Source organism: Streptomyces cinerochromogenes (assembly GCF_014648635.1).
GTDB lineage: Bacteria > Actinomycetota > Actinomycetes > Streptomycetales > Streptomycetaceae > Streptomyces > Streptomyces cinerochromogenes.
This window is the reverse complement of the sequence record NZ_BMRM01000006.1, coordinates 270,226-295,264: the sequence shown is the minus strand read 5'-3', so window position 1 is coordinate 295,264 and position 25,039 is coordinate 270,226. Positions and strand designations below refer to the sequence as shown.

15 protein-coding genes are annotated in these 25,039 nt (G+C 73.3%); 3 read left to right on the top strand and 12 right to left on the bottom strand.

Annotation, left to right across the window (positions count from 1 at the left end; genetic code table 11):
• Positions 1 to 133 precede the first annotated feature (133 nt).
• Positions 134 to 928 carry a class II aldolase/adducin family protein gene (locus IEZ20_RS14545; RefSeq protein ID WP_189298291.1) on the bottom strand — a complete coding sequence of 265 codons (795 nt, stop codon included), beginning with the start codon at positions 926 to 928 and terminating at the stop codon, positions 134 to 136.
• A 160-nt stretch (positions 929 to 1,088) separates the two neighbouring features.
• On the opposite strand from IEZ20_RS14545, the gene IEZ20_RS14540 reads away from it, so the two are divergent.
• On the top strand, positions 1,089 to 1,565 hold the full coding sequence (locus IEZ20_RS14540; RefSeq protein WP_189298548.1) for a pyridoxamine 5'-phosphate oxidase family protein: 477 nt from the start codon (positions 1,089 to 1,091) through the stop codon (positions 1,563 to 1,565).
• Between the two features lie 19 nt (positions 1,566 to 1,584).
• On the opposite strand, the gene guaA is transcribed toward IEZ20_RS14540, so the two are convergent.
• On the bottom strand, positions 1,585 to 3,165 hold the full coding sequence (gene guaA / locus IEZ20_RS14535) for a glutamine-hydrolyzing GMP synthase (RefSeq protein ID WP_189298289.1): 1,581 nt from the start codon (positions 3,163 to 3,165) through the stop codon (positions 1,585 to 1,587).
• Positions 3,166 to 3,443: 278 nt separating this feature from the next.
• On the opposite strand from guaA, the gene IEZ20_RS14530 reads away from it, so the two are divergent.
• Complete coding sequence (locus tag IEZ20_RS14530; protein WP_189298287.1) at positions 3,444 to 3,773, top strand: chorismate mutase; 330 nt, start codon at positions 3,444 to 3,446, stop codon at positions 3,771 to 3,773.
• 623 nt (positions 3,774 to 4,396) lie between these two features.
• Here IEZ20_RS14530 and IEZ20_RS14525 read toward each other — a convergent pair.
• The 8 genes from IEZ20_RS14525 to IEZ20_RS14490 all read right to left on the bottom strand — a co-directional run bounded on the left by IEZ20_RS14525 (position 4,397) and on the right by IEZ20_RS14490 (position 20,372).
• Positions 4,397 to 6,202 (bottom strand): GMC oxidoreductase, encoded by a 1,806-nt coding sequence (locus tag IEZ20_RS14525; protein ID WP_189298285.1) that lies wholly within the window; start codon positions 6,200 to 6,202, stop codon positions 4,397 to 4,399.
• Between the two features lie 42 nt (positions 6,203 to 6,244).
• Positions 6,245 to 7,858, bottom strand: a complete 1,614-nt coding sequence (locus IEZ20_RS14520) for a succinic semialdehyde dehydrogenase (protein ID WP_189298283.1) — start codon at positions 7,856 to 7,858, stop codon at positions 6,245 to 6,247.
• Positions 7,859 to 8,006: 148 nt separating this feature from the next.
• Positions 8,007 to 9,029 carry a serine/threonine-protein kinase gene (locus IEZ20_RS14515; protein WP_189298281.1) on the bottom strand — a complete coding sequence of 341 codons (1,023 nt, stop codon included), beginning with the start codon at positions 9,027 to 9,029 and terminating at the stop codon, positions 8,007 to 8,009.
• Positions 9,030 to 9,340: 311 nt separating this feature from the next.
• Entirely contained in the window at positions 9,341 to 11,092 is a 1,752-nt protein-coding gene (locus tag IEZ20_RS14510) for a serine/threonine-protein kinase (RefSeq protein WP_189298279.1), read from the bottom strand.
• Between the two features lie 116 nt (positions 11,093 to 11,208).
• The gene (locus IEZ20_RS14505) at positions 11,209 to 13,119 is read right to left on the bottom strand and encodes a serine/threonine-protein kinase (protein WP_189298546.1); all 1,911 of its coding nucleotides are present in this window, start codon (positions 13,117 to 13,119) and stop codon (positions 11,209 to 11,211) included.
• A 162-nt stretch (positions 13,120 to 13,281) separates the two neighbouring features.
• Positions 13,282 to 16,020 (bottom strand): serine/threonine kinase C-terminal domain-containing protein, encoded by a 2,739-nt coding sequence (locus tag IEZ20_RS14500; RefSeq protein ID WP_189298277.1) that lies wholly within the window; start codon positions 16,018 to 16,020, stop codon positions 13,282 to 13,284.
• A gap of 163 nt (positions 16,021 to 16,183) precedes the next feature.
• On the bottom strand, positions 16,184 to 18,262 hold the full coding sequence (locus IEZ20_RS14495; RefSeq protein WP_189298275.1) for a serine/threonine-protein kinase: 2,079 nt from the start codon (positions 18,260 to 18,262) through the stop codon (positions 16,184 to 16,186).
• Positions 18,263 to 18,665: 403 nt separating this feature from the next.
• Positions 18,666 to 20,372, bottom strand: a complete 1,707-nt coding sequence (locus IEZ20_RS14490) for a glycerol-3-phosphate dehydrogenase/oxidase (protein WP_189298273.1) — start codon at positions 20,370 to 20,372, stop codon at positions 18,666 to 18,668.
• A 281-nt stretch (positions 20,373 to 20,653) separates the two neighbouring features.
• Between IEZ20_RS14490 and IEZ20_RS14485 the strand changes: the two genes are divergently transcribed.
• The gene (locus IEZ20_RS14485; protein WP_189298271.1) at positions 20,654 to 21,862 is read left to right on the top strand and encodes a nucleotide sugar dehydrogenase; all 1,209 of its coding nucleotides are present in this window, start codon (positions 20,654 to 20,656) and stop codon (positions 21,860 to 21,862) included.
• Positions 21,863 to 22,144: 282 nt separating this feature from the next.
• Here IEZ20_RS14485 and IEZ20_RS14480 read toward each other — a convergent pair whose 3' ends face one another.
• Both IEZ20_RS14480 and guaB read right to left on the bottom strand, forming a co-directional pair.
• Positions 22,145 to 23,269 carry a GuaB3 family IMP dehydrogenase-related protein gene (locus IEZ20_RS14480; RefSeq protein ID WP_189298261.1) on the bottom strand — a complete coding sequence of 375 codons (1,125 nt, stop codon included), beginning with the start codon at positions 23,267 to 23,269 and terminating at the stop codon, positions 22,145 to 22,147.
• A gap of 136 nt (positions 23,270 to 23,405) precedes the next feature.
• The gene (guaB, locus tag IEZ20_RS14475; RefSeq protein WP_189298259.1) at positions 23,406 to 24,914 is read right to left on the bottom strand and encodes an IMP dehydrogenase; all 1,509 of its coding nucleotides are present in this window, start codon (positions 24,912 to 24,914) and stop codon (positions 23,406 to 23,408) included.
• Between the last annotated feature and the right edge of the window lie 125 nt (positions 24,915 to 25,039).

Genomic DNA, 25,039 nt, shown 5'->3' with positions numbered 1-25,039 from the left:
GGTGAAGCGGGGAACGCCGTGTTGACGCGGCGGCGGCCCTGCCCGGTTCGCCGCCGCGCCCCACCGCACCGCGCGTGCCCCACCGCACCGCGCGTGCCCCACCGCGCCGCGCGTGCCCCACCGCTTCGGTACGTCAGCTGAGCAGGTCCGGTTCGCTGCGGCTGATGTCCTGCCACAGCGGCTGGTAGTTGATCCAGGCGACCAGGTCGCCGCCGAGCTGTTCGCGGGTGGCGACGGCGGGCTTGTGGTCGATGAGGACCGGACGGCCCGCGGCCTTCGCCAGCAGCTGCACCTGGCAGGACCGGTCCAGGGACAGGAACCACCAGGCCGCCGCGTCCACCGAGTCGCCGACCGTGAGCAGCCCGTGGTTGCGCAGCACGAGCGCCTTGCGGGAGCCCAGCGCGGCGGCGATCCGGCGGCCCTCCTCGGCGTCCACGGTCACGCCGGTGTAGGCGTCGTAGAGGGCGAGGTCCTCGTAGAAGGCGCAGCTCTCCTGGGTGATGGGGTCGATGAGGTCGCCGAGGGCGGCGAGGGCGCGGCCGTGCACGGAGTGGCAGTGGGCGACGGCGACGACGTCGGGCCGGGCGGCGTGCACCTGGGCGTGCACGGTGAACGCGGCCTGGTTGACGTGGTAGCGGCCCTCGACGACCTGCCCGTCCTGGTTGGCGAGGACGAGGTCGCCGACGGTGACGTGCTTGAACGGCATGCCGAACGGGTTGACCCAGAAGCAGTCGGTGAACTCGGGGTCCCGGGCCGTGATGTGTCCCGACACCCCGTCCTCGAAGCCCGCCCGCCCGAAGATCCGCAGGGCGCCCGCGAGCCGCTCCTTGCGGTGCCGGCGTTCGTCCTCCACCGACTCGTGCATCGGCGGCATGGCGAACTGCAGCCGGTCGGTGGGCAGCGGCAGGGGCGGCGTGGGCCCGTGCATAGATCCTCCCGTACGGGGATTGCGGTACGGCCGGAAGGTACCGTCGGGAGGCGCAAAAGGGCAGAGCTGTGCTGTAAAGATGCCGTGCACTGCGCATACCCGACAGAAGATGTCGGGATTGCGCGGGAGAGTGCTCCGTATGACTCCTGTGGACCGGGCGATGACCCCTGTGAACTGGGCGGCCTTCGGGATCGCCGCACCCGGGCTGGCGAAGACCGCGGAGGAGCGGTTCGGCGCCTACCGGCACCACGTCCTCGCGACCCTCCGCAAGGACGGCTCGCCCCGCACCTGCGGGATCGAGGTCCGCTTCCTGGGCGGGGAGCTGTGGCTCGGCATGATGCCGGGCTCCCTGAAGGCCCTCGACCTGCGCCGCGACCCGCGGTTCACCCTCCAGGCCAACCCGGGCGGGGGAACGGACCTGGGCGGCGGCGACGTCCGGATCGGCGGGCGGGCGTACGAGGTCGAGGGCGGCACGGCCAGGGCCGCGTACGTGAAAGAGGTGGAACCGCCGCAGCCGTTCCACCTCTTCCGCACCGAGCTGACGGAGGTCGTACGGACCTACGTCGAGGACGAGACGTATCTGGTCACCCAGGTCTGGAGGCCCGGAGAGCCGGTGCGTGCTCTCCGGCGGACCTGAGCGGCGGTCCCGGGGAGGACTACTCCCACTCGATCGTGCCCGGGGGCTTGCTCGTCACGTCGAGCACGACCCGGTTGACGTCGCGGACCTCGTTGGTGATCCGCGTGGAGATACGGGCGAGGACGTCGTACGGCAGGCGCGACCAGTCGGCCGTCATCGCGTCCTCGGAGGAGACCGGGCGCAGGACGACCGGGTGGCCGTAGGTGCGGCCGTCGCCCTGGACGCCCACGCTGCGGACGTCGGCGAGCAGGACCACCGGGCACTGCCAGATGTCGCGGTCCAGGCCGGCCGCGGTCAGCTCCTCGCGGGCGATGGCGTCGGCCTCGCGGAGCAGGTCCAGCCGCTCCTTGGTGACCTCGCCGACGATGCGGATGCCCAGGCCGGGGCCGGGGAAGGGCTGGCGCTGGACGATCTCCTCCGGAAGGCCCAGCTCCCGGCCGACCATCCGGACCTCGTCCTTGAACAGCTTGCGCAGCGGCTCGATCAGCTTGAACTCGAGGTCCTCGGGCAGCCCGCCGACGTTGTGGTGCGACTTGATGTTGGCGGTGCCGGTGCCGCCGCCGGACTCGACCACGTCCGGGTAGAGGGTGCCCTGGACCAGGAACTCCACGGCCGGGCCCTCGTCGGCGATGATCTCGGCCTGCGCCTGCTCGAAGACGCGGATGAACTCCCGGCCGATGATCTTGCGCTTCTCCTCGGGGTCGGTGACCCCGGCCAGGGCCTTGAGGAAGCGCTCCTCGGCGTCGACGACCTTCAGCTGGACGCCGGTGGCCGCGACGAAGTCCTTCTCGACCTGCTCGGTCTCGCCCTTGCGCATCAGGCCGTGGTCGACGTAGACGCAGGTCAGCTGGGAGCCGATGGCCTTCTGGACGAGGGCGGCGGCGACGGCGGAGTCCACACCGCCGGACAGGCCGCAGATCGCGCGCTTGTCACCGACCAGCGCGCGGATGGCCTCGACCTGCTCCTCGATCACGTTGCCGGTGGTCCAGTCGGGCTTCAGCCCGGCACCGCGGTAGAGGAAGTGCTCCAGCACCTGCTGGCCGTGCGTGGAGTGCATGACCTCGGGGTGGTACTGGACGCCGTAGAGCTTCTTGTCGTCGTTCTCGAACGCGGCGACCGGGACGACGTCCGTGGACGCGGTCACCGTGAAGCCCTCGGGGGCGGCGGAGCAGGCGTCGCCGTGCGACATCCACACGTGCTGCTCGTCCGGGGTGCCCTCGAACAGGGTGGAGGAGTTCCTGGAGACGTGCAGGTCGGTGCGGCCGTACTCGCGGGCGCCGGTGTTGTCGACGATGCCGCCGAGGCTCTGCGCCATGAGCTGGAAGCCGTAGCACATGCCGAAGACGGGGACGCCGGCCTCGAAGATCTGACGGTCGAGGGTGGGAGCGCCCTCCTCGTACACGGACGAGGGGCCGCCGGAGAGGATGATCGCCGCGGGGTTCTTGGCGAGCATCTCGGCGACCGGCATGGTGCTGGGCACGATCTCGCTGTAGACCCGCGCCTCGCGGACGCGACGGGCGATGAGCTGGGCGTACTGCGCGCCGAAGTCGACGACCAGGACGGTGTCGGGGGTGGCGGCAGACTGGGTCGCTGATGACACGGGGTGCCTTCTGGTGGTCGGGCGGGGGCCTGTGCTTCCGATTCTAACGGGGTGGACGCGACACCTCCGAGGGAAACCGCCGTGGCATACTGGCCGCATGCGCAAGCACTCGACCTTCGTCTTTACCTATGGCATCCGGCCCGCCGGCTGCCATGGTCGTGCTGCTTGAGCAAACCGCCAAGCGACTTCCCAGGCGCCCCGGGCCGACAAGGCCCGGGGCGCCTGTCGTTTTCCGGGCCGTGCCGTTCCGGGGCACCCACCGCACCGAGGAGCCCCGCATGACCACGACCGCACCGCAGACCGCGCAGGAGACCGCACCGCGGACCACACCGCGGACCGCGCAGGAGACCGCACCCGGCACCGCCCCGGAAGCGGTCATCGCCGGCGCCCGTGAGCGCATCGACGCGCTCGACGACCGGATCATCGGCCTCATCCAGGAGCGGATGGCCGTCTCCGCCGTCGTCCAGCAGACCCGGATCGCCTCCGGCGGGCGCCGGGTGCACCTCTCCCGCGAGATGGAGATCCTCGCCCGCTACCGGGACGCCCTCGGCAAGCCCGGCACCACCCTCGCCATGACCCTGCTGGAGCTGAGCCGGGGCCGTATCTGAGTTCGGCCCGACTCTCACCCGTACGGCGCCGTGACCGGCCCGCGCACCGCTTCGTTGAGGGGGGTGTCCGTGCCAGCCAGGGGCGGGCCCGAGAGAACCACGCGTGGCTCGCTGGAGCGATGAGGCGTACGGGTCGTGCCGTACGCCGTGGGACCTCGCTCCAGGAAGTGACCGGACGGCAGGGGACAGCGGCCCGGTCACCCAAGAGAACGGCCGGCTCCGGGGACGCCCGGGGCCGGCCGGCGGAAAACTGCAGACAGGCCACAGGGCACACGAACAAGCGGCGCAGCCCCCGGCGCCGCCCCGGGCACCGGCGCTGCCCTGACGCCGGTGCTGACCGAGAGAAGGGCCTCGCGGCCTCTCCGTCCCGCGGGGCCCTTCGCCCTGCCCGCGGCCCGCAGCACCCCCTGGCCCGCAGCACCCCCTCCCCCCACCCCGTCGATGCGGCTCGCACCGGCGGAACTCGCCCCGACGAGACATCGATGTGACTCGCCTCACATCACAATCCCGGATGTCCGGAGCAACCCTTCACGCTTTTCGCTGATCAAACCTGCCGGATCAAGAAACGGTGAGAGGGACCTGCCTTCGGAGGGGGATGCAGGTCCCTCTGCATCGTCCGACGGTCACTTCTTCGGCGGTACCGCCGGCATCCCCAGGAACGGCAGCCGCAGCGCGCCGAACGCCTCCGCGGGGACCGCCGGGGTCCGCGGCTCCACCGGCTTCAGCCGCTCGTACGCCGCTCCCGGCGCCGGCCGCGGGTCCTCCTCGCCCTTGTTCGGCCAGAACGACATCGCCCGCTCGGCCTGCGCGGTGATCGTCAGCGACGGGTTCACCCCCAGGTTCGCCGAGACCGCGGCGCCGTCCACGACCGAGATGCCGGGGTGGCCGTGGAGCCGGTGGTACGGGTCGATCACGCCCGTCTCCGGGGAGTCGCCGATGGGGCAGCCGCCGAGGAAGTGCGCGGTGAGCGGGGTGCCCATCAGCTCGCCGACGTTGCTGCCGGCGAAGCCGTTGATCTCGGCGGCGAGCGCGGAGGCGGCCTCGGTGGCGGCCTTGATCTGCTTGGGATTGGGCGCGCCGTGCCCCTGCCGCGCGGTCAGCAGGCCCCGGCCGACGCCGCCGGGCTTCAGATAGGTGGTCAGCGAGTTGTCCAGAGACTGCATGACCAGGCCGATGATGGTCCGCTCCGACCAGCGCCGGTTGGACAGCGAGCGGGCGACCAGCAGCGGGTGCCGGGCCGCGTTCGCCAGCCAGGCGAGGACGCGGGAGGAGCCCTCGGTGTAGGGCACCTGGAGGATGGACAGGCCGCCCATCGAGTTGGAGCCCTTGCCGTAGCGGACCGGCTCGATGTGGGTGTTCTCGTCGGGGTGGATCGAGGACGTGATGGCGACACCCCGCGTGAAGTCGGCCCGCGGCGCGCCGGTCGCCCTGCGGTAGCGGCGGTCGTCGGTCTGCGCGCCGACCAGGGCCTCGGAGTTGGTGCGGGTCAGGTCGCCGAGCCGGGCGGACAGGTACGGCAGCTGGCCGCCGGCCTTCATGCGGTGCAGCAGGGTCTGGGTGCCGTAGGTGCCGGCGGCGAGGACCACCCTGCGGGCGGTGAAGAGCCGGCCCTCGCCCTTCTTCCTCCGGTCCGTCGGCAGGGTCGCCACCGCGTAGCCGCCCCGCGAGTCGTCGGTGACGGACACGACGGTCGTCATCGGGTGGACGACCGCGCCCGCCTTCTCGGCGAGGTACAGGTAGTTCTCGTTGAGGGTGTTCTTCGCGCCGTGCCGGCAGCCGGTCATGCACTCGCCGCACTCGGTGCAGGCCCTGCGGTCGGGGCCGGCCCCGCCGAAGTACGGGTCGTTCACCTGCTCGCCGGGCCGTGCCTTCGTCTTCCCGTCGGCGTCCTTGCCGTCGCCGAAGAAGACGCCCACCGGGGCGAGGTGGAAGGTGTCGCCGACACCCATCCGCTGGGCCGCCGCCTTCAGATGGACGTCGGAGGGGGTCATGGTGGGGTTCAGCCGGACGCCGAGCATGCGCTGGGCCTGGTCGTAGTACGGCTTCAACTCCTCCTGCCAGTCGGTGATGTGCCGCCACTGGGGGTCCTCGAAGAAGGGCTTCGGCGGCACGTAGAGGGTGTTGGCGTAGTTGAGCGAGCCGCCGCCGACACCGGCGCCGGCCAGCACCATCACGTTGCCCAGCAGGTGGATGCGCTGGATGCCGAACATGCCGAGCTTCGGGGCCCAGAGGTAGTTCTTCAGGTCCCAGGAGTTCCTGGGCAGCGACGAGCGGGTGAAGCGGCGGCCGGCTTCGAGCACCCCGACCCGGTAGCCCTTCTCGGTCAGGCGCAGGGCGGACACCGAACCGCCGAACCCCGATCCGACCACGATGACGTCGTAGTCGTACCCGTCCTCGTCCCGGGTCTGGACAGACTTCTCCTGCGACACGTGCTCTCCTCGTCGAGAACGGGTGTTTCCGGACAGGGGTTCCTAGCGGAACCGGAAGGCCTTCATGAGCCGCAGGCTCGTGCTCATGAACTGGGCGTACTTCTCGTCCGTCATGCCCAGCGACGGCGCCATCGGCAGCAGCCGCTGCTGGGCCACCGTCTGGGCCTCGGTGTACTTGAGGATGCCCTCGGAGCCGTGCCGGCGGCCGAGGCCGGAGTCCTTCATGCCGCCCATCGGGGACTGGACACTGCCGTAGGCGGGCGCGTAGCCCTCGTTGACGTTGACGGTGCCGGTGCGCAGGCGGGCGGCGACGTCCCGGCCGCGGCGGGCGTTCGTCGTCCAGACCGAGGAGTTCAGGCCGTACGGCGTGGCGTTGGCGCGCTCGACCGCCTCGTCGTCGCTCCGGAAGCGGTAGACGGAGACGACCGGGCCGAAGGTCTCCTCCTCGCACACGGACATGGAGGGCTCGACGCCGTCCAGGATGGTCGGCTCGAAGAAGTAGGGGCCGATGTCCGGCCGGGCGACGCCGCCCGCGATCACCTTCGCGCCCTTGGCGACGGCCTCCTCGACGTGCCGCTGCACGGTCGTCAGCTGGCGTTCGCCGACCAGCGATCCCATGTCGGCGCCGTAGGCGAGGGAGTTGCCGAGGCGCATGGCCCGGGTGCGGGCGGCGAAGCGCTCCAGAAAGGCGTCGGCGACGGACTCGTGGACGTAGAGCCGCTCGATGGAGATGCAGAGCTGGCCGGCGGAGGAGAAGCAGGCGCGTACGGCACCGGCGGCGGCCTTCTCGATGTCGGCGTCGTCGAGGACCAGCATGGCGTTCTTGCCGCCGAGCTCGAGGGACACGCCGACCAGGCGGGAGGCGGCGCCGACGGCGACCTCGCGGCCGGTGCGGGTGGAGCCGGTGAAGGAGACGTAGTCGGCGTGCCTGACCAGCTCGGGGCCGACGACCGGGCCCTCGCCGAGCACGACCTGGAAGACGCCCTCGGGCAGCCCGGCCTCGATGAGCAGGTCGCGGGCCCACAGGGCGGTGAGGCAGGTCTCCGTGTCCGGCTTCATCACGACGGCGTTGCCGGCGACGAAGGCGGGCAGGGCGTCGCCGACGGACAGCTCCAGCGGGTAGTTCCAGGGGGCGATCTGGCCGACGACCCCGCGCGGGTGGCGGAGCTCGGTGACCTTCGTCAGGGTGGGGATGGCGCCCGTGTGCCGCTTGGGCCTCAGGTAGGCGGCGGCCCGGTGGCCGTAGTGGCGGGCCGCGACGGCGACGGCCTGCACCTCCTCGTGCGCGTGCAGGCGGGCCTTGCCGGTCTCCAGCTGGATCAGGTCGAGGACCTCGGCCTGCCGCTGGAGCACCAGGTCGTGGAAGCGGAGCAGGACGGCGGCCCGCTGCCGGACCGGGGTCTTCGCCCACACAGCCTGGGCGGCGCGGGCCGCCTCGAAGGCCTTGCCGACGTCCTCCGGGGTGGACTCGGGCAGGTCGGCCAGTTTCTCGCCGGTGAACGGGGTGTGGTTGGCGGTGCGGCCGGAGCCGACGATGCCCTTGGTGAGCTGGGCCGCCAACTCCGGCGTGACCACGTCGGCGGCGGTGCGGGCGCCTTCGGGTGCGGGCGCGAGCGGGTTGGTACCGGCGATGTCCGGGGCCTGCGTGTCCGTCATGAGGCGCAGGGTATGCCGCGGCGGAGCCTTTGTGTACCCGTCGGTAACGGGGATTCACGGACCACTCACACACTGCCAGTGATCACTGGCAGCAAATGCGCTGATCAGGGCGTTGAGAGGGGCGAGGGGACGTCGGCGCGGGGCGGGATCAGTCGGCCTCGGATTTTCTGGCGAGCAGCAGGCCGAGGGCGGCGAGAGGGGTGCGGCGGGGTGCCGGCGCGGGCGGGGAGTCGGGGGACGGGTCGGCGGGCGAAGGCTCGGGAAGCGGATCGGTGGCCGGGGGCTCGGGGAGTGGGTCGGCGGGCGAGGTCGCGGGGAGTGGGTCGGCGGGCGAGGTCGCGGGGAGCGGGTCGGCGGGCGAAGGCTCGGAGAGCGGGTCGGTGGCCGGGCGGCCGGGCTCGCGCGCCGGTTCCGGTACGGCGGTGAGCCCCAGGTGGTCGCGGAGTACGGCCTCGACCTCCGCCGCGTCCGGCCGCGCCGCCGGATCGTCGGCCTGGAGCCGGTCCAGCAGCGGGCCCAGCGACCCCGGCGTGCCGGGGTCGGCGTCCCCCACGGCGGCACGCAGCAGCGCCCCCAGGGACCACAGGTCGCAGGCCGGTCCGGCGCCCGGCCCCGCCGCCACCTCCGGCGCGACGAAACCGGCGGGTGCGTCCTGCGCGTGCCCGTCGCCGATGCCGAAGTCCGTGAGGACGACCCGCCCGGTGCCGGACTCCAGCAGGACGTTGGCCGGCTTGACGTCCCGGTGCACGATCCCGACGGCGTGCGCGGCGCGCAGCGCGCCCAGCACCGCGAGCCCGATGCGCGCGGCCTCGGCGGCCGGGAGCGGGCCGCGCTCCAGCACCTCGCGCAGGGACTCGCCGGACACCAGCTCCATGACGATCCAGGGGAGGCCGCCCTCGGTGACGACGTCGTGCACCGTCACCGCCGAGGGGTGCCGCACCCGGGTCGCGGCCCGGGCCTCGTGGTGCAGCCGGTGCGCGATACGCCGGCTCTCCTCGTCGTCGGCCGGATCGCCGGGCAGCAGCGGCTCCTTGACGGCGACCAGTCCCTCCCCCTGCTCGTCCCGGGCACGCCACACGGTCCCCGCCGGCCCGGACCCGAGACGCCCGGCCAGCCGGTACCGGCCGCCGATCAGACGTGCGTCGGGCGGGTGTTCGCCGTCTTCGGTCATGTCCCATGAGTACCGTGCGCACCGCACCCTTGTCGAAGCGAGCGGCCGGAAGGGGGCGGCGACGGGTCGTCAGGCGGCCCACCGGTGCGGGCCGGAACCGTGTGGTGTCCGGCGCGCCTCCACCGCACCGGCCCCGCCGAAGTGGGCCGACACCACCAACGCCCGCTCCTCGCCCGCTCGTTCCGGCACCCGGAGCCGGGTTCGGCACTGGGGCCGGCTCCCCCGTCACCGCTCATGCGGTCGTCTTCGCCGCGCCCCCGGCGTCCCCGGCGCCCACAGCCACGCCCACAGCCACGGGGAGGGCGAACCGGTCACACACCCGTGACGGAGAACGTGTCGACGGCCACGTCGAAGTACTCCCGCGCCTCCTGCACCTGCCCGACCGGCGCCGACACCCACACGTCGTACAGCAGCCCGTTCTCCTCCCAGCACAGGTCGTAGGTGTGCCGGGGGCCCTCCGCCGCGCTGAAGCCGTCCCAGGTGAACTCCCAGAGGGCGGCCGGGTGTCCGTCGTGGGTGGTCCGGATGACCCGGCCGTCGTGGTAACCGGGGTTGGTGGAGGGCCCGCTGGCGGCCGAACGGCTCATCACTCCTTCGGGGCCGCCCGGCTGGGGCGCGCCGATCCGGACGCCCAGGCGGAAGGTCTCGCCCCGCGAGAGGTAGAAGACGCGCTGCCCCTGCGGACTGCGGGTGAAGCCCTCCGGTACGGCGAGGGAGAAGCCGGCCGGGTCCCGGGCCGTGCGGTAACCGGAGGGCGCGGTGTGCGCGCCGGTCGTACCGGAGGTGGGCGTCGGTGACGGCGACGGCCCGGTGCCGGTCGGGGTGGGTGACAGGGCCGTCCCTCCCTTGCCGGTCGGGGTGGGCGACAGCGCCGTACCGCCCGTACCGGTCCGGGTGGCCGGGGTCGTCGCCGTACCTCCCGGGGTTCCGCCGCCCCCGTCCCCGTCCCGGTGCAGCAGCAGCGCCGCGGCCGAGACGCCGGCCCCGGCCAGCGCGGCGACGAGCAGGGCCGCCACGAGCAGCCCGCGCGGGGACGACCGCGCCGGGGCCGGGTCCGCCGGCGTCCGGACCGGGGCGGGCGGCGGCGGAGGCGGTCCGCCGTACGGCAGGTCCAGCTGGGTCGGCGAGTACGGCGTCGGGGCCTTCGGGGTGCGGACGGCGCCGATGCGGTGGATGAGCCCGCCGCCGTGCGCTCCCGCCGTGCCGTTGCCGCCCGGCGCGTCCGGCGTCCGGCCGGTCGCCAGGTACGTCCGCAGCATCCGCTCGGCGTCCGCCGCGCCCAGCCGCCGGTCCGGGTCACGCTCCAACAGGCCCCGTACGACGGGCAGCAGCGGCTCGGCCTCGGCCGGCGGGCGGATCTCGTCGGTGACGACGGCGTGCAGGATGCCCCCGAGCGAGTCGCGCCGGAACGGCGACTCGCCGCTGAGCACCGTGCACAGCAGCGCGCCCAGCGACCACAGGTCGGACTCCGGCCCGGTGCGCAGCCCGGACATCCGCTCCGGCGCGGTGTATTCGGGCGAGCCGACGAAGGAGCCGGTCTCGGTGAGCGTGGTGGCGCCCTCGACCTGCGCGATACCGAAGTCGGTGAGCACGACCCGGTCGGTACCGGACTCGATCAGCACGTTCGCGGGCTTGATGTCCCGGTGCAGCACGCCCGCCTCGTGCGCGGTGCGTACCGCGCTGAGCAGGGCGATACCGATCCGTGCGGCCTCGGCGGCGTCGGCCGGGCCCTGCCGGTCGATGCGTTCGGCGAGCGAGCAGCCGTCGATCAGCTCCATGACCAGGTACGGCCGTTCGTCCTGCTCCACCACGTCGTGCACGACGATGATGTGCGGGTGCCGTAACTGGCACACCGCGCGGGCCTCGCGGAACGTACGGTCGCGGCGGCGCCGCGCGTCGTCGTCCGGGAGCGAGTCGTCCGACAGGAGTTCCTTGACCGCCACCTGACGGCCCAGCACCTGGTCGCTGGCCCGCCACACGACGCCCATGCCGCCGCGCCCGACGCGTTCCTCCAGGCGGTAACGGCCCGCGATCAGCCGGAAGCCGGCTCCCTCGGTCCCCATGCGCCCCATCATGCCGCACGGGGTGCCCGCCCTCCGGGGCACCGCTCGGCCAAGACACACGGCGCAGCCAGCCATTTTCGGCCGACTCGGCCGACTCGCCCGCCGTCCGCGCCGGTTCAGCCCTCGTCCGGCTGCTTCCAGCTCCGCAGCACCCAGGTGAACTGCTTGCTGGTCGTCGCCCAGTCCTCGGCCGGCGAGGAGATGTAGAGGGCGTACTCGATGCCCCGACGCGAGAAGTACGTCTCCTCGGCCGCGTGGCGCGGCCCGGGCACGTAGGGCGGATCCTTCCTCAGCGCGGTCCAGGTGTACTCCCACCGCGCGCCCTTGCGGTCGCGATAGAGGTTCTCCTTCATCGTGACGCGCCGGTAGTCGACCAGCCCGTGGTTCTGGAGCTGCTGCTCCAGGTCCTCCTGGTGGGAGAGGGCGTCGACGAAGTCGGACGAGCGGTCGACCGCGATGCGGACGAAATGCTTGCCGTTGTCGGGCGAGTAGTCGATCTGCTTGAGGGCGCCCTGGTCGCTGAAGACCGAACGCTTCCAGCCCCGGGGCAGGGAGAGGCTGAAGCCGAGCGGGTCCTCGTACGTCTTCCACCCCGCCGGGATCACGCCCTCGGCTCCGGCCGGCTCGGTGTCGGCGGGTGCCGGAGCCGGGCCGGCACCGCCTCCCGACCCGCTGTCCTGTCCGCCCCACTGCTGGATCGCCACCGCACCGGCACCGCCGAGCACCGCCGCCACGGCGACGACCAGCACGAGGGTGCGCAACCGGCGACGGGGGCGGACGGGCGCCGGGCCACCGGCCGCCGGGGCCACCGCTGTGGGACCGGTCGCGGGATGGCCGGCACCGGAACCGGCACCGGCCGGGGAGCCGTAGGGGGTGGGGCCGTAGCCGGAGTGGGTGGATCCGGAGCCGGAGGGGGCGGACCCGGAGCCGTAGGCGCCGTAACCCCCGCCCGGCGCACCGGAACCGGAACCGGAGCCGTAACCCCCGCCCGGCGCACCGGAACCGGAACCGGAGCCGTAACCCCCGCCCGGCGTACCGGGCCCGGACCCGGAACCGGAGCCGTACCCGGCGACCGGTGTCGCGGAACCGGAGCCGTACCCGGTGCCCGGAGCCGCCCCGCCGGGGCCGGGCGTGCCCGCGGTGGAGCCGCGCCCCGGGCCGGTGGGAACGCCCGAGCCCTGGGTCGGGACGAACGCCTGGGCCGCGCGCGGCCGGCGGCCCTCCGCCGCCTCGGCGAGCATCTGCTCCGCCTCCTCGGCGCCCGGCCGCTGGGCCGGGTCCTTGCGCAGCAGCGCGGCGATGACCGGGGCGAGCGCACCGGCGTGGCGCGGCTCGTCCGCCTGCTCCTCGACGACCGCCTGCATGGTGCTCAGCGGCGAGGTGCGCCGGAACGGCGAGCGCCCCTCGACCGCCGTGTACAGCGTGGCGCCGAGCGCCCACAGGTCGGAGGCCGGGCCGGGGTCGTGGCCGCGCACCCGCTCGGGCGCGAGGTAGTCGACCGAGCCGACGACCTCTCCGGTGCGGGTGATGGTGGTGTCGCCCTCGATCTGGGCGATGCCGAAGTCGGTGAGCAGGACCCGGCCGTCCTCGCCGAGCAGGACGTTTCCGGGTTTGACGTCCCGGTGCAGCACCCCGGCGGAGTGCGCGGCGCGCAGCGCCCGCAGCACCCACAGTCCGATCCGCGCGGCCTCCCTCGGCTCGACGCGGCCCCGCTGCTTGACCGTGTCGGCCAGCGAGGCGCCCTCGACCAGCTCCATCACGATCCACGGGCGGCCGTCGTGGTCCAGCACGTCGTGCACGGTGACGACGGCGGAGTGGTTGATGCGCGCGGCGGCCCGCGCCTCGGCCCGGGTGCGGGCGAGCAGGACGGCCTGGTCGCTGTCGTTGACGTAGAGCGCGGCGGTCAACTCCTTGATGGCGACCTTCCGGTGCAGCACCTCGTCGTGGGCGCGCCACACCCGGCCCATGCCGCCGCTGCCGATGGAGTCGGCGAGCCGGTAGCGGCCCGCTATGAGCAGGCCCTGCATCTGATTCACGTTGCCCCGCAATGCTCTTGACAGGGTCAGACTAAGGACCGCCCTGCCCGCAGGGAACCAGCGGGGTCCCAAGGAAACCGCACTGTGACGATGGTCATTTCCACGCGAGAAGGGGAACCGGACCGGTCGTCTCCCGCCCCGTATACGCGCTGCTCAACCGGTGTAGCGATACGTCGCCACAGCCTGCTCGTACAGCCGGGTGACCTCGTCCCGCTCGGCCTCCGGACCGCGCACCTGGACGATGTGGTAGCGGCCGTCCAGGAGCAGGGCCATGTTGCGCACGAACAGGTCCCGCCCCTGTCCGTCGGTCCAGGTGAACTGCCCCTCGGCCATGGTCCGTCCGCCCACCTCTATGGTCCGCAGACCGGTGGCCGTGGCCCAGGTGGAGTCGCGGTACGGCTGGAGTTCGCGTTCCTTGTCCCGCTGGTAGACCATCGGGTCGCTGCCGTAGGCGGACGTGCCGTCCCGCCCCGGTACGACGATCAGCTCGAAGTTCCCGTGCGCGTAGACCACCTGGCCGTCGCCGTTCTTCGGGGTGTGGTCCCAGCCGTCGGCGACGGCGAGCCGGAAGCCGGCCGGGTCCTTGCGCAGGGTGAACCCGTCGGGGACGGCGGGGTCTCCGCCGGTCTGGGTCTCGGTCGCGGGCGCGGAGGCGGTGGCGCCGCCCTCCGGTGCGCTCGGTCCGCCGGAGGGCGGCCGGGTGTGCGAGGGCGCGGGGTCGGCCTGCCCGGCACTGCCGGTGCGGTCCCCGCCCGCGGCACCGCTCTCGCCCTGTTTGGGCATGAAGAGCATCGCGTAGGCGACCGCGCCGGCCAGCAGGAGCAGGATCAGCAGGAGCAGGGTCCGGCCGAGGCTGCGCGGTGAACGGGCGCCCTCCCGGGCCCGCTTGTGCCGGCCGTGCGGATGGGCCGCGGGCAGCCCGGCGCGCCGCCGGCGCACCAGCTCGCCGCGGCGCCGGACGATCGGCAGGCGGCTCGGGTCGGCGGGCGGGACGGGGACGACGTGGGTGCCGGCGTCCGGTTCGGGCGCGGACCGCACCAGCGACCGCAGCCAGCCGCCGAGTTCCTCCACGTCCGGCCGCTCGGTGGGGTCCTGGCGCAGCAGCGACTCCACGACCGGGCGCAGCGCGCCGCACTCCTCGGCGAAGGCGGGCGGCTCGGCGCACACCAGCTGCACCAGCTCGGCCGTCGACTCCTCCGGGTACGGCGCGTGCCCCTGCACGGCCCGGAACAGCAGCGCGCCCAACGCCCACAGGTCGGTGGCCGGGCCGATCGGCGCCGCCAGCTGCCAGTTCTCGTGCACGGGGCCGGCCTGCTCCGGCGCCCAGCGCTCGGTCACCGGTCCCACCACGGTCATCCGGACCTGCCGCGCCCGCTCGGCGGCGAGCGCGGTGCCGGGCCCGCGGCGCACGGCACCGGACTCGTCCCACCGACCGCCCGCCTGCGCGGGAACCACGGGGGCGGGGACGGCGGGTGCGGGGACGGCGGGTGCGGGGGCTAGTTCGGCGTGCGCCGGTCCGGTCTCCTGGCGCCCGGTCCGGGAGTACAGCGGCCGGTCGGACCGGCCCGGCCCGCCGTCCGGCGTCCGCCCCGGGCCGTACCCCTGCCCCGGCACGGACGCGTGCCCGGCACCGGGACCGGCCGCGGGCAGGCCCGGCCGCTGGGCACCGCCGCCCAGGGGCGGGGCGGTGGCGCCGCGCCGGTCGGCGCCGTGCCACGGGGCGCCCCGCACCCCGTAGGGGTCGGCTGTCCGGCCGGGCGGCTGCGCGCCGCCGGCCTCCGCGCCGTACGGCGGATACGACGACGGTGCCGCGCCCTCGGTCCGGTCGCCGCCGGGGTCGCCCTCGGCGGGCGGACGGGCGCCGGGCAGGGCGGCGCGCCCGTTCTGCTGGGCCTCGTGCACCCGGGCGGCGGCGCGGGCACCCGCGCGGTACGCGGCGATGGCTCCGGCCCGTGCGGCCCGGATGTCGGCATCGCTGTCCAGGGCCGGCTGCCCCGCCGGGCCGACCGCACCGGACGCCCCGGACGCCGCGTTCGCCTCCGGCGCCGGAAGCCCTCCGGCCGCCCGCGCCTGGATCGCGGCCCGCCGCGCGGCCTCGGGATCGACGTCCGCGTCGGGCTCACCGACGCCGCCTACCCCACCAGCTCCACCGGCCCCGCCGGACACCGGCCGTCCGTGCGCAACGGCCGCTGCTTCCGGCCCTTCCGGCCCTCCCAGGCCTTCCGGACCTTCTCCGAGGCCTTCCAGGCCTTCCAGCCCCTCCGTCTCCTCGGGCGCCGGTACCGGGTCGTACCCGCTCAGCGCCTCCTCCGCCGCGCCGGCCGCCAGGCCGGTCAGCATCACGCGGCCGTCGTCGCAGACCAGGACGGTGCGGACGGTGATGTTGCGGTGCACCCAGCCGTGGGCGTGCAGCACCCGGAGCGCCATGAGCACGTCGGAGGCGACCTCGGCCGCCCGGTACGGCGTCAACGGCTGCTCGGCGAGGAGGGCGGCCAGCGGGCGTGCGGCGACCAGTTCGCTGACGATCCACAGCGAACCGCCCTCGGCGAACACGTCGAAGACCTGGTCCAGCCGGGGATGGTCCGGGATGCGGGCGGCGGCCTGCGCCGCCTCCACGGCACGCCGCACCGCCGGATCCGCGGGCTGCCGGGTGGCGGTCCCGGCGTCCGGCGCGCGGCGGGACCCGCGCTGCCGTGCGGTGAACCCCTCGGGCAGCCCGTCCGCGTCGAGCACCTCGGCCTCGACGACCTCCGGCAACGGCACCTGCCGGACGAGGACTTCCTGACCGCTGTAGGTGTCGAAGGCGCGGGTCTCGGTGAGTTCGTACTCGTCGGACGGCGGCAGCGGCAGGCGGTAGCGGTCGGCGAGCACCCGACCCGCGTAGTCGTCCACTTTGCCTCCCCCGGCCGCCCGGTTGGTCCTGCCCGATCGCCTCACGGCCCGTGTCGCACACGCATGCGGCTGCGTACGGTCCGCGACCCTTCACGATACGTGCCGGAGGCAACCCGCATTGAGAGGATGACGGATTCTCACGTACCAAACCGGCGCAGGGCGCCTACGACTTGGGCTCGAAGGACTTCGTCAACGTCTTCCAGGTGTCCTTGCGCAGATCGCCGTGCCAGTCGGCGCTCTGCGCGGTGTACATCAGCGCGTAACCGAGGTGGCCGTTCACCACGAAGCCCCGGTCGATCGTGCGGTACCCGGTACCGCCCTCGGTGTACGTGAACTCCCAGTCGGCCGTGTTCCAGCCGCGGTAGTCCACCTTCTCGATACGGATCTTGTGGTACTGGGAGCGCACCATGTAGCGCTCCTGGTTCTTCCAGTCCGCCACCGGGTCGTCCTTGGGCGTGCTGGTCCAGGCGACGAGCAGCTTCTGTCCGCCCGGCCCGGTGTAGCGGTCGCCGGCGGCCCCGGCGGACCGGTACTTCCACCCCTTGGGCAGCCCGATCGAGTAGCCCTGGGCGCCCTTGCGGGTCGAGACCACCGGAGCGCTCCCGCCGTCCTTCGAACCGGAGGAGCCGGACGCCTCGGAGTCGGCGTCGGAGTCGTCACCGGAGCGGCTCGGCTCGGCGCTCGCCGTGCCGTCCGAACCCGAACCGGTGCCGACGGACGCCGCGGTCGCGCCGTCCGTCCGCTTCCCGGTGTCCGTGCCGCCCGCCGCGTCCTTCTTGTCCTGCTTGGTGGACGCTCCCGCGCTGCTGGCGGCCTTGGCCCCGCTCGCGCCGTCCTTGTCGTCGCCGCTCAGGGCGAAGGCCAGCACGGTCCCGAGCACCGCGAGCACCACGAGCACGGCGATGACCACGAGCGTGCGCCTCGGCACCACATCGGTCAGCGGCGCCCGCGGCACCGGCCGCGGCGGCAGGTCCAGGTCCGGCGGCGGCACCACGGGCCAGCCGGAAGCGGCCTTGTTCGCGCTGGAGTTCGGCGCCCCGGCGGCACCCGCGCCCGGACCTCCGGGCCGCACGCCACCCCCGGCCGCCGGCCCGGCGGGGACCCCGGGAACCCGGGAGGCACCGAGAGCACCGGACCGCGCCCCGCCGGGCACCGCGCTCCCGGCGGCCGGCGCACCGCCCGCACCCGGCGCGGCCGGCGTGCTGCCGCTCTTCGCCCGGGCCGTCGCCCCGCCGGTGGCCGCCCCGGCCGCCTTGCGGACCGACCGCAGCGCGCCGCGCAGCTTCTCCCCGGCCTCCTCGCCCCGCCTGCCCTCCGGCCCACCGGACTGCGTCGGCAGCGGAACCACCTGCGTGGCGTCCAGCGGCTTCGGCTCCGGCGCCCGGATCACCGCGTTGAGCATGGCCCGGGCCCCGGCGTCGTCGAGCCGCTTGGCCGGGTCCTTCGTCAGCAGGCCGTAGATGACGTCCCGCAGCGGTCCCGCGTTCTTCGGCTCCTCCAGAGGCTCGGTCATCACCGCGGTGAGCGTGGCGATCGCCGAACCCTTGTCGTAGGGCGGCGTGCCCTCGACCGCCGCGTACAGCAGACCGCCGAGCGACCAGAGGTCGGCCGCCGGGCCCGGCTTGTGGCCGCGGGCCCGCTCCGGGGAGATGTAGGAGGGGGCGCCGACGAGCATGCCGGTGGAGGTGATGGACGGGTCGCCCTCGACCTGCGCGATACCGAAGTCGGTGAGCACGACCCGGCCGTCCTCGGCGATGAGCACGTTGGACGGCTTCACGTCCCGGTGCAGGATGCCCTCCCGGTGCGCGGAGCGCAGCACGTCGAGGATGGCGAGCCCCACCTCGGCGGCGCGCTTCGGCTCCAGCAGGCCGTCCTCGCGGATGACCTCGGCCAGGGACTTGCCCTCGACCAACTCCATGACGATCCAGGGCCGGTCGTCCTCGTCGACCACGTCGAAGACCGTCACCGCGCTGTTGTTGCGGATCCGGGCGATCGCCTTGGCCTCGCGCAGGGTGCGCGTGATCAGGCGCCGCTTCTCCTCCTCGTCGATGTTCGACGGGAACCGCAGCTCCTTGACGGCGACCGTCCGGCCCAGGGTCTCGTCCTCGGCCCGCCAGACCGTGCCCATACCGCCTCGGCCCAGCACGTCTCCCAGCCGGTACCGCCCGGCGAGGAGACGCCGCTCGCTCTTGTCCTGACGAGTCTCCCGACGAGATGTACCCGCCCGCTCCGCCTCCGACATGCGTCCCCTCATACAACCCGCCCTGACAGAGCCTCCATTGTCTCTCACCCGACAAGTGCCCGACGCCCAGGGTGCCCCTGGCCGGAGCCCGCCCCCGACGCCCGGGATGCCCCCCTGAAGAGGGCGTTCCGCTTACCGGGATGATGGGTCGTAAGAGGGGATGAACCGGGATGCCGACGCTTCGGACAGTCCTGTCCATACCGGTGTCTGTGGCACTGCCGCCGGCCCGGGCCGCCTCCCGGCGCAGCCACCGGCGAACGGCGGACACGGACGCGGTCGCAGATCCCCGCCTCACACCGGCCCTGCCCGCGGCCGGGTTCTGCCCCCGCACCTGGAGAACGACCGGGGTTCGAGCGGAGATCCCGAAGTCGGCCACCCGTTCGAGTGAACGTCGGCCTGGTGCCTACAGCGGCACGATGTCCGGCGCGCCCAGCCTGGCGGCGTCCGCCGTCTGGTCGTCGGGCTGGAGCTGGGACTCCCGCTCGGCCTCCACCCGCTTCTCGTAGTGCTCGACCTCGCGCTCGATCTGGTCCTTGCCCCAGCCGAGGACCGGTGCCATCAGCTCGGCCGCCTCGCGGGCGCTGCGGGTTCCCCGGTCGAAGGTCTCGATGGAGATGCGGGTGCGGCGGGTGAGGACGTCGTCCAGGTGCCGGGCACCCTCGTGCGAGGCGGCGTACACCACCTCGGCGCGCAGATAGTCGTCCGCGGCGTGCAGCGGTTCGCCGAGCGAGGGGTCGGCGGCGATGAGGTCCAGGACCTCCTCGGCCAGGGAGCCGTACCGGTTCAGCAGGTGCTCCACCCGGACCACGTGCAGTCCGGTGCGGGCGGCGATCCGGGCCCGCGCGTTCCACAGGGCGTAGTAGCCCTCCGCGCCGAGCAGCGGGGTCTCCTCGGTCACGCAGTCGGCGACGCGCATGTCCAGGCCGTGCACCGCCTCGTCGACGGCGTCCTTGGCCATCACCCGGTAGGTCGTGTACTTGCCGCCCGCCACGACCACCAGCCCCGGCGCGGGGTGGGCGACCGTGTGTTCGCGGGACAGCTTGCTGGTGGCGTCCGACTCGCCGGCCAGCAGCGGGCGCAGCCCGGCGTACACGCCCTGCACGTCGTCGCGGGCGAGCGGCACGGCGAGCACCGAGTTGACGCGCTCCAGCAGGTAGTCGATGTCGGCGCTGGAGGCCGCCGGGTGGGCCTTGTCCAGGTCCCAGTCGGTGTCGGTGGTGCCGACGATCCAGTGCCGGCCCCAGGGGATGACGAACAGCACGGACTTCTCCGTGCGCAGGATCAGGCCGGTGGTGGAGTGGATGCGGTCCTTGGGCACGACCAGGTGGATGCCCTTGGAGGAACGGACGTGGAACTGCCCGCGTTCGCCGACCATGGCCTGCGTGTCGTCGGTCCACACGCCGGTGGCGTTGACGATCTGCTGGGCGCGGATCTCGTACTCGCCGCCGGCCTCCACGTCCTGCACCCGGGCGCCGACGACCCGCTCGCCCTCGCGCAGGAACCCGGTCACGCGCGCGCGGTTGGCCACCTTCGCGCCGTAGGACGCCGCCGTGCGCACCAGGGTGGCCACGAAGCGGGCGTCGTCCACCTGGGCGTCGTAGTACTGCAGGGCGCCGACCAGGGCGTCCTTGCGCAGACAGGGGGCGACGCGCAGGGCGTGACGACGGGTCAGGTGCCGGTGTATCGGCAGGCCCCGGCCGTGGCCGCGGGCCATCGACATCGCGTCGTACAGCGCGACGCCCGAGCCCGCGTACAGCCGCTCCCAGCCCTTGTGCTGGAGCGGGTAGAGGAACGGCACCGGTTTGACCAGGTGCGGGGCGAGGCGCTCCAGGAGCAGGCCGCGTTCCTTGAGGGCCTCGCGGACCAGGGCGAAGTCGAGCATCTCCAGGTAGCGCAGACCGCCGTGGATCAGCTTGCTGGACCGGCTGGAGGTGCCGGACGCCCAGTCGCGGGCCTCGACCAGGCCGGTGGACAGGCCACGGGTGACGGCGTCGAGCGCGGTGCCGGCGCCCACCACGCCGCCGCCGACCACCAGCACGTCCAGCTCGCGCTCCGCCATCGCCGCCAGTGCCTCGGCCCGCTGCGCCGGCCCCAGAGTCGCTGTCCTCACCGCTGCCTCCCGCTGTCGCAGACTCGCTCGCGTCGGCCGCACCCGGTGGGCGAAGCCCGGTTCATCCCCTCCTCATGCCCAAATTCTCACCGCGTTGCCCGGCTCCAGCCACCACGGGCTCCCAACCTGTGGACAACTTGCGCACAACCACAGCAAGACACACGAACACAATCACACATAGCGGTCATATGTGTACCTAGTCTGACAGTGCGCCCGCTCTGCTTGTCCACAGCGCTTGCGCACCTGTCCCGCTTCGGCTACTGGGAAGGACGGCTCACGCCATGCCCGCAGACCTCGCCGTCATCGGACTCGGTCCCTACGGCTTGCCGCTCGCCCAGGCCGCCGTCGCCGCCGGCATCGCCACGGTCGGCTATGCCACCGGCCCCGAGGCCGGCTCGCTCAGCCCGGCGGAGCTGCGCCGGATGCACTCCGCCGGATTCCGGCCCGTCACCGACGCGGCCCAGCTCGGCAGGGTGCGCACCGCGGTGATCTGCGCGCCCACCCCGCGCGGCGCCGACGGCGCCCTCGACCTCACCCAGGTCGAGTCGGCCGCCCGCACCCTGGCCGCACGCCTGCGCCCGCACACCACGGTCATCCTGGAGTCGCCCGTGCTCCCCGGAACGACGGAGGAGTTCCTGCGCCCGCTGCTGGAGGAGGGCTCGGGGCTGCGCGCCGGCCGCGACTTCCACCTCGCCTACGCCCCCAGCCGGGTCGACCCCGGCAGCCGCGACCACACCCCGGCCGGCACCCCGAAGGTCATCGGCGGCCTCACCCCCGCCTGCACCGAGTCGGCCGCCGCGTTCTACGGCCGGCTCACCGACAAGGTGGTACGCGCGCGTGGCCTGCGCGAGGCGGAGGCCGTGCAGCTGCTGGAGACCAACTTCCGGCACGTCAACATCGCGCTGGTCAACGAGATGGCCGTCCTCTGCCACGAGCTGGGCGTCGACCTGTGGGACGTCATCCGCTGCGCGGAGACCAAGCCCTTCGGCTTCCAGGCGTTCCGTCCGGGACCGGGCGTCGGCGGGCACGGGGTGCCGCAGGACCTGACCGGGCACGCCACCCGCACCCTGCGCATGGTCGAGCTGGCGCAGCAGGTCAACAGCCGGATGCCCCGGTACGTCGTCCAGCGCGCGGCCACGCTCCTCAACGAGCACGGCAAGTCCGCGCGCGGGGCCCGCGTCCTGCTCCTCGGCGTCACCTACAAGCCCGACCTCGCCGACCTCCAGGGCACCCCCGCCCAGGAGATCGCCACACGGCTGATGGGCCTGGGCGCGGCCGTCAGCTACCACGACCCCTACGTGCCCGCGTGGAGCGTCCTGGACCGGCCCGTGCCCCGCGCGGACTCCTTCTACGAGGCGGCGGCCGACGCCGACCTCACGATCCTGCTCCAGCAGCACCGGACGTACGACCTGCAGGGACTCTCGGTGAAGGCCCAGCTGCTGCTGGACACCCGGGGGGCCACGCCCACGGGAGCGGCGCATCGGTTGTGAAGGGGGGCGCGTGGTGGTGTGGGGGCTGAGGGCTGGCGGCGTGGGGGAATCGGCCCCGGCACCTTGGGGACAGGTGGAGCCGCCCACCGCAGAGGCCACTGCGGCAGGCTCCGGGGAAGCGAGCGGTCCCAGTGGGTGGGCTTGCGGTGGCGTCCCATGGGCACCCCCTCCGCACAACGCACCCCCCAGCACGGCCCGCTCGGCCGCACCCGGGCATGCGAAAGGGCCGGTCGTCCACTCGGACGACCGGCCCTTCAGGCGTCGTGGCGACCGTCCCGGCGACTACCGCCGGTGCTGGCTGTCCGCCACCGTCACCTCGACCCGCTGGAACTCCTTCAGCTCGCTGTAGCCGGTGGTGGCCATGGCGCGGCGCAGGGCGCCGAAGAAGTTCATCGAGCCGTCCGGGGTGTGGGACGGGCCGGTGAGGATCTCCTCGATCGTGCCGACCGTGCCGAGGTCGACCTTCTGGCCGCGGGGCAGCTCCTCGTTGACCGCCTCCATGCCCCAGTGGTGACCCTTGCCGGGCGCGTCCGTGCCGCGGGCCAGCGGGGAGCCCATCATGACCGCGTCGGCGCCGCAGGCGATCGCCTTGGGCAGGTCGCCGGACCAGCCGACGCCGCCGTCCGCGATCACGTGCACGTACCGGCCGCCGGACTCGTCCATGTAGTCACGGCGGGCCGCCGCCACGTCGGCGACGGCCGTGGCCATCGGGACCTGGATGCCGAGCACGTTGCGCGTGGTGTGCGCGGCGCCGCCGCCGAAGCCCACGAGCACACCCGCGGCGCCGGTGCGCATCAGGTGCAGGGCCGCCGTGTAGGTGGCGCAGCCGCCGACGATCACCGGGACGTCCAGCTCGTAGATGAACTGCTTCAGGTTCAGCGGCTCGTGCGAGGAGGAGACGTGCTCGGCCGAGACCGTCGTGCCCCGGATGACGAAGATGTCCACGCCCGCGTCCACGACCGCCTTGGAGAACTGGGCGGTGCGCTGCGGGGACAGCGCGGCGGCGGTGACCACGCCGGAGTCGCGGACCTCCTTGATGCGGGCGCCGATCAGCTCCTCCTTGATCGGCGCCGCGTAGATCTCCTGGAGGCGGCGGGTCGCCTGCTCGGCGGGCAGCTCGGAGACCTCGTCGAGCAGCGGCTGCGGGTCCTCGTACCGCGTCCACAGGCCTTCGAGGTTCAGCACGCCGAGGCCGCCCAGCTCGCCGATGCGGATCGCGGTGGCCGGGGAGACCACGGAGTCCATGGGGGCGGCCAGGAACGGCAGCTCGAAGCGGTAGGCGTCGATCTGCCAGGCGATCGAGACCTCCTTCGGGTCCCGCGTACGGCGGCTGGGGACGACGGCGATGTCGTCGAAGGCGTACGCCCGGCGGCCGCGCTTGCCGCGCCCGATCTCGATCTCAGTCACGTTGGTGGCCTTTCCCTATGCGTTGCAGCGCCTTCCAGTATCGCCGACGGGCACGACAACGGCGGCCCCGGATGCTCCGGGACCGCCGTGTACGAGCCGCACACACGCGTGGGCGCGTGCACGTCCTGCCTGAGAGCTACCGCTTGCTGCTGTAGTTCGGCGCCTCGACCGTCATCTGGATGTCGTGCGGGTGGCTCTCCTTCAGGCCCGCCGAGGTGATCCGCACGAACCGGCCGTTGGCCTGGAGCTCGGGGACCGTCCTGCCGCCGACGTAGAACATCGACTGGCGCAGACCGCCGACCAGCTGGTGGACGACGGAGGACAGCGGGCCGCGGTAGGGCACCTGGCCCTCGATGCCCTCGGGGATCAGCTGCTCGTCGGAGGCGACGCCCTCCTGGAAGTAGCGGTCCTTGGAGAACGACCTGCGGTCGCCGCGGGACTGCATGGCGCCGAGCGAGCCCATGCCGCGGTACGACTTGAACTGCTTGCCGTTGATGAACAGCAGCTCGCCCGGGGACTCCTCGCAGCCCGCGAGCAGCGAGCCGAGCATCACCGTGTCGGCGCCCGCGACCAGGGCCTTGGCGATGTCGCCGGAGTACTGCAGGCCACCGTCGCCGATGACCGGGACACCGGCCTCCTTCGCGGCGAGCGCGGCCTCGTAGATCGCGGTGACCTGGGGGACGCCGACGCCGGCGACCACACGGGTCGTACAGATGGAGCCCGGTCCGACACCGACCTTGATGCCGTCGGCGCCCGCGTCGACCAGCGCCTGCGCGCCGTCGCGGGTGGCGATGTTGCCGCCGATGACGTCGACGCCGGAGGAGTTCGACTTGATCTTGGCGATCATGTCGCCGACCAGGCGGGAGTGGCCGTGCGCGGTGTCCACGACGATGAAGTCGACGCCCGCCTCGATCAGGGCCTGGGCGCGCTCGAAGGCGTCACCGGCGACACCGACCGCGGCGCCGACCAGCAGACGGCCCTCGGCGTCCTTGGCGGCGTTCGGGTACTTCTCCGCCTTGACGAAGTCCTTGACCGTGATCAGGCCCTTGAGGACGCCCTCGTCGTCGACCAGCGGCAGCTTCTCGATCTTGTGCTTGCGCAGCAGCTCCATGGCCTCCGGGCCGGAGATGCCGACCTTGCCGGTGACCAGCGGCATCGGGGTCATGACCTCGTGCACGCGGCGGCTGCGGTCGCTCTCGAAGGCCATGTCCCGGTTGGTGACGATGCCGAGCAGCTTCTTGTCGCCGTCGGTCACCGGGACGCCGCTGATGCGGAACTTGCCGCACAGCGCGTCGGCCTCGGCGAGCGTGGCCTCCGGGTGGATGGTGATCGGGTCGGTGACCATGCCCGACTCGGAGCGCTTCACCAGGTCGACCTGGTTGGCCTGGTCCTCGATGGAGAGGTTGCGGTGCAGGACGCCGACGCCGCCCTGGCGGGCCATCGCGATCGCCATGCGGGACTCGGTCACCTTGTCCATGGCGGCGGACAGCAGCGGGATGTTGACCCGCACGTTCTTGGAGACGTACGAGGCGGTGTCGATCTCGTCGGGTGCCATGTCCGACGGGCCCGGCAGCAGCAGCACGTCGTCGTAGGTCAGCCCGAGTGTCGCGAATTTTCCGGGCACTCCGTCGACGTTGGCAGTCATGACACCTTCCCCAAATGGCCTTGATCGGTGCGGATGTCCATGCTAACGGGAAGCGTCGCTAGCAAATTCCACGGTACGGGGTCGCTTGCGACTTCGTATGTTCGTACGGAAACGGCGGCGCACCT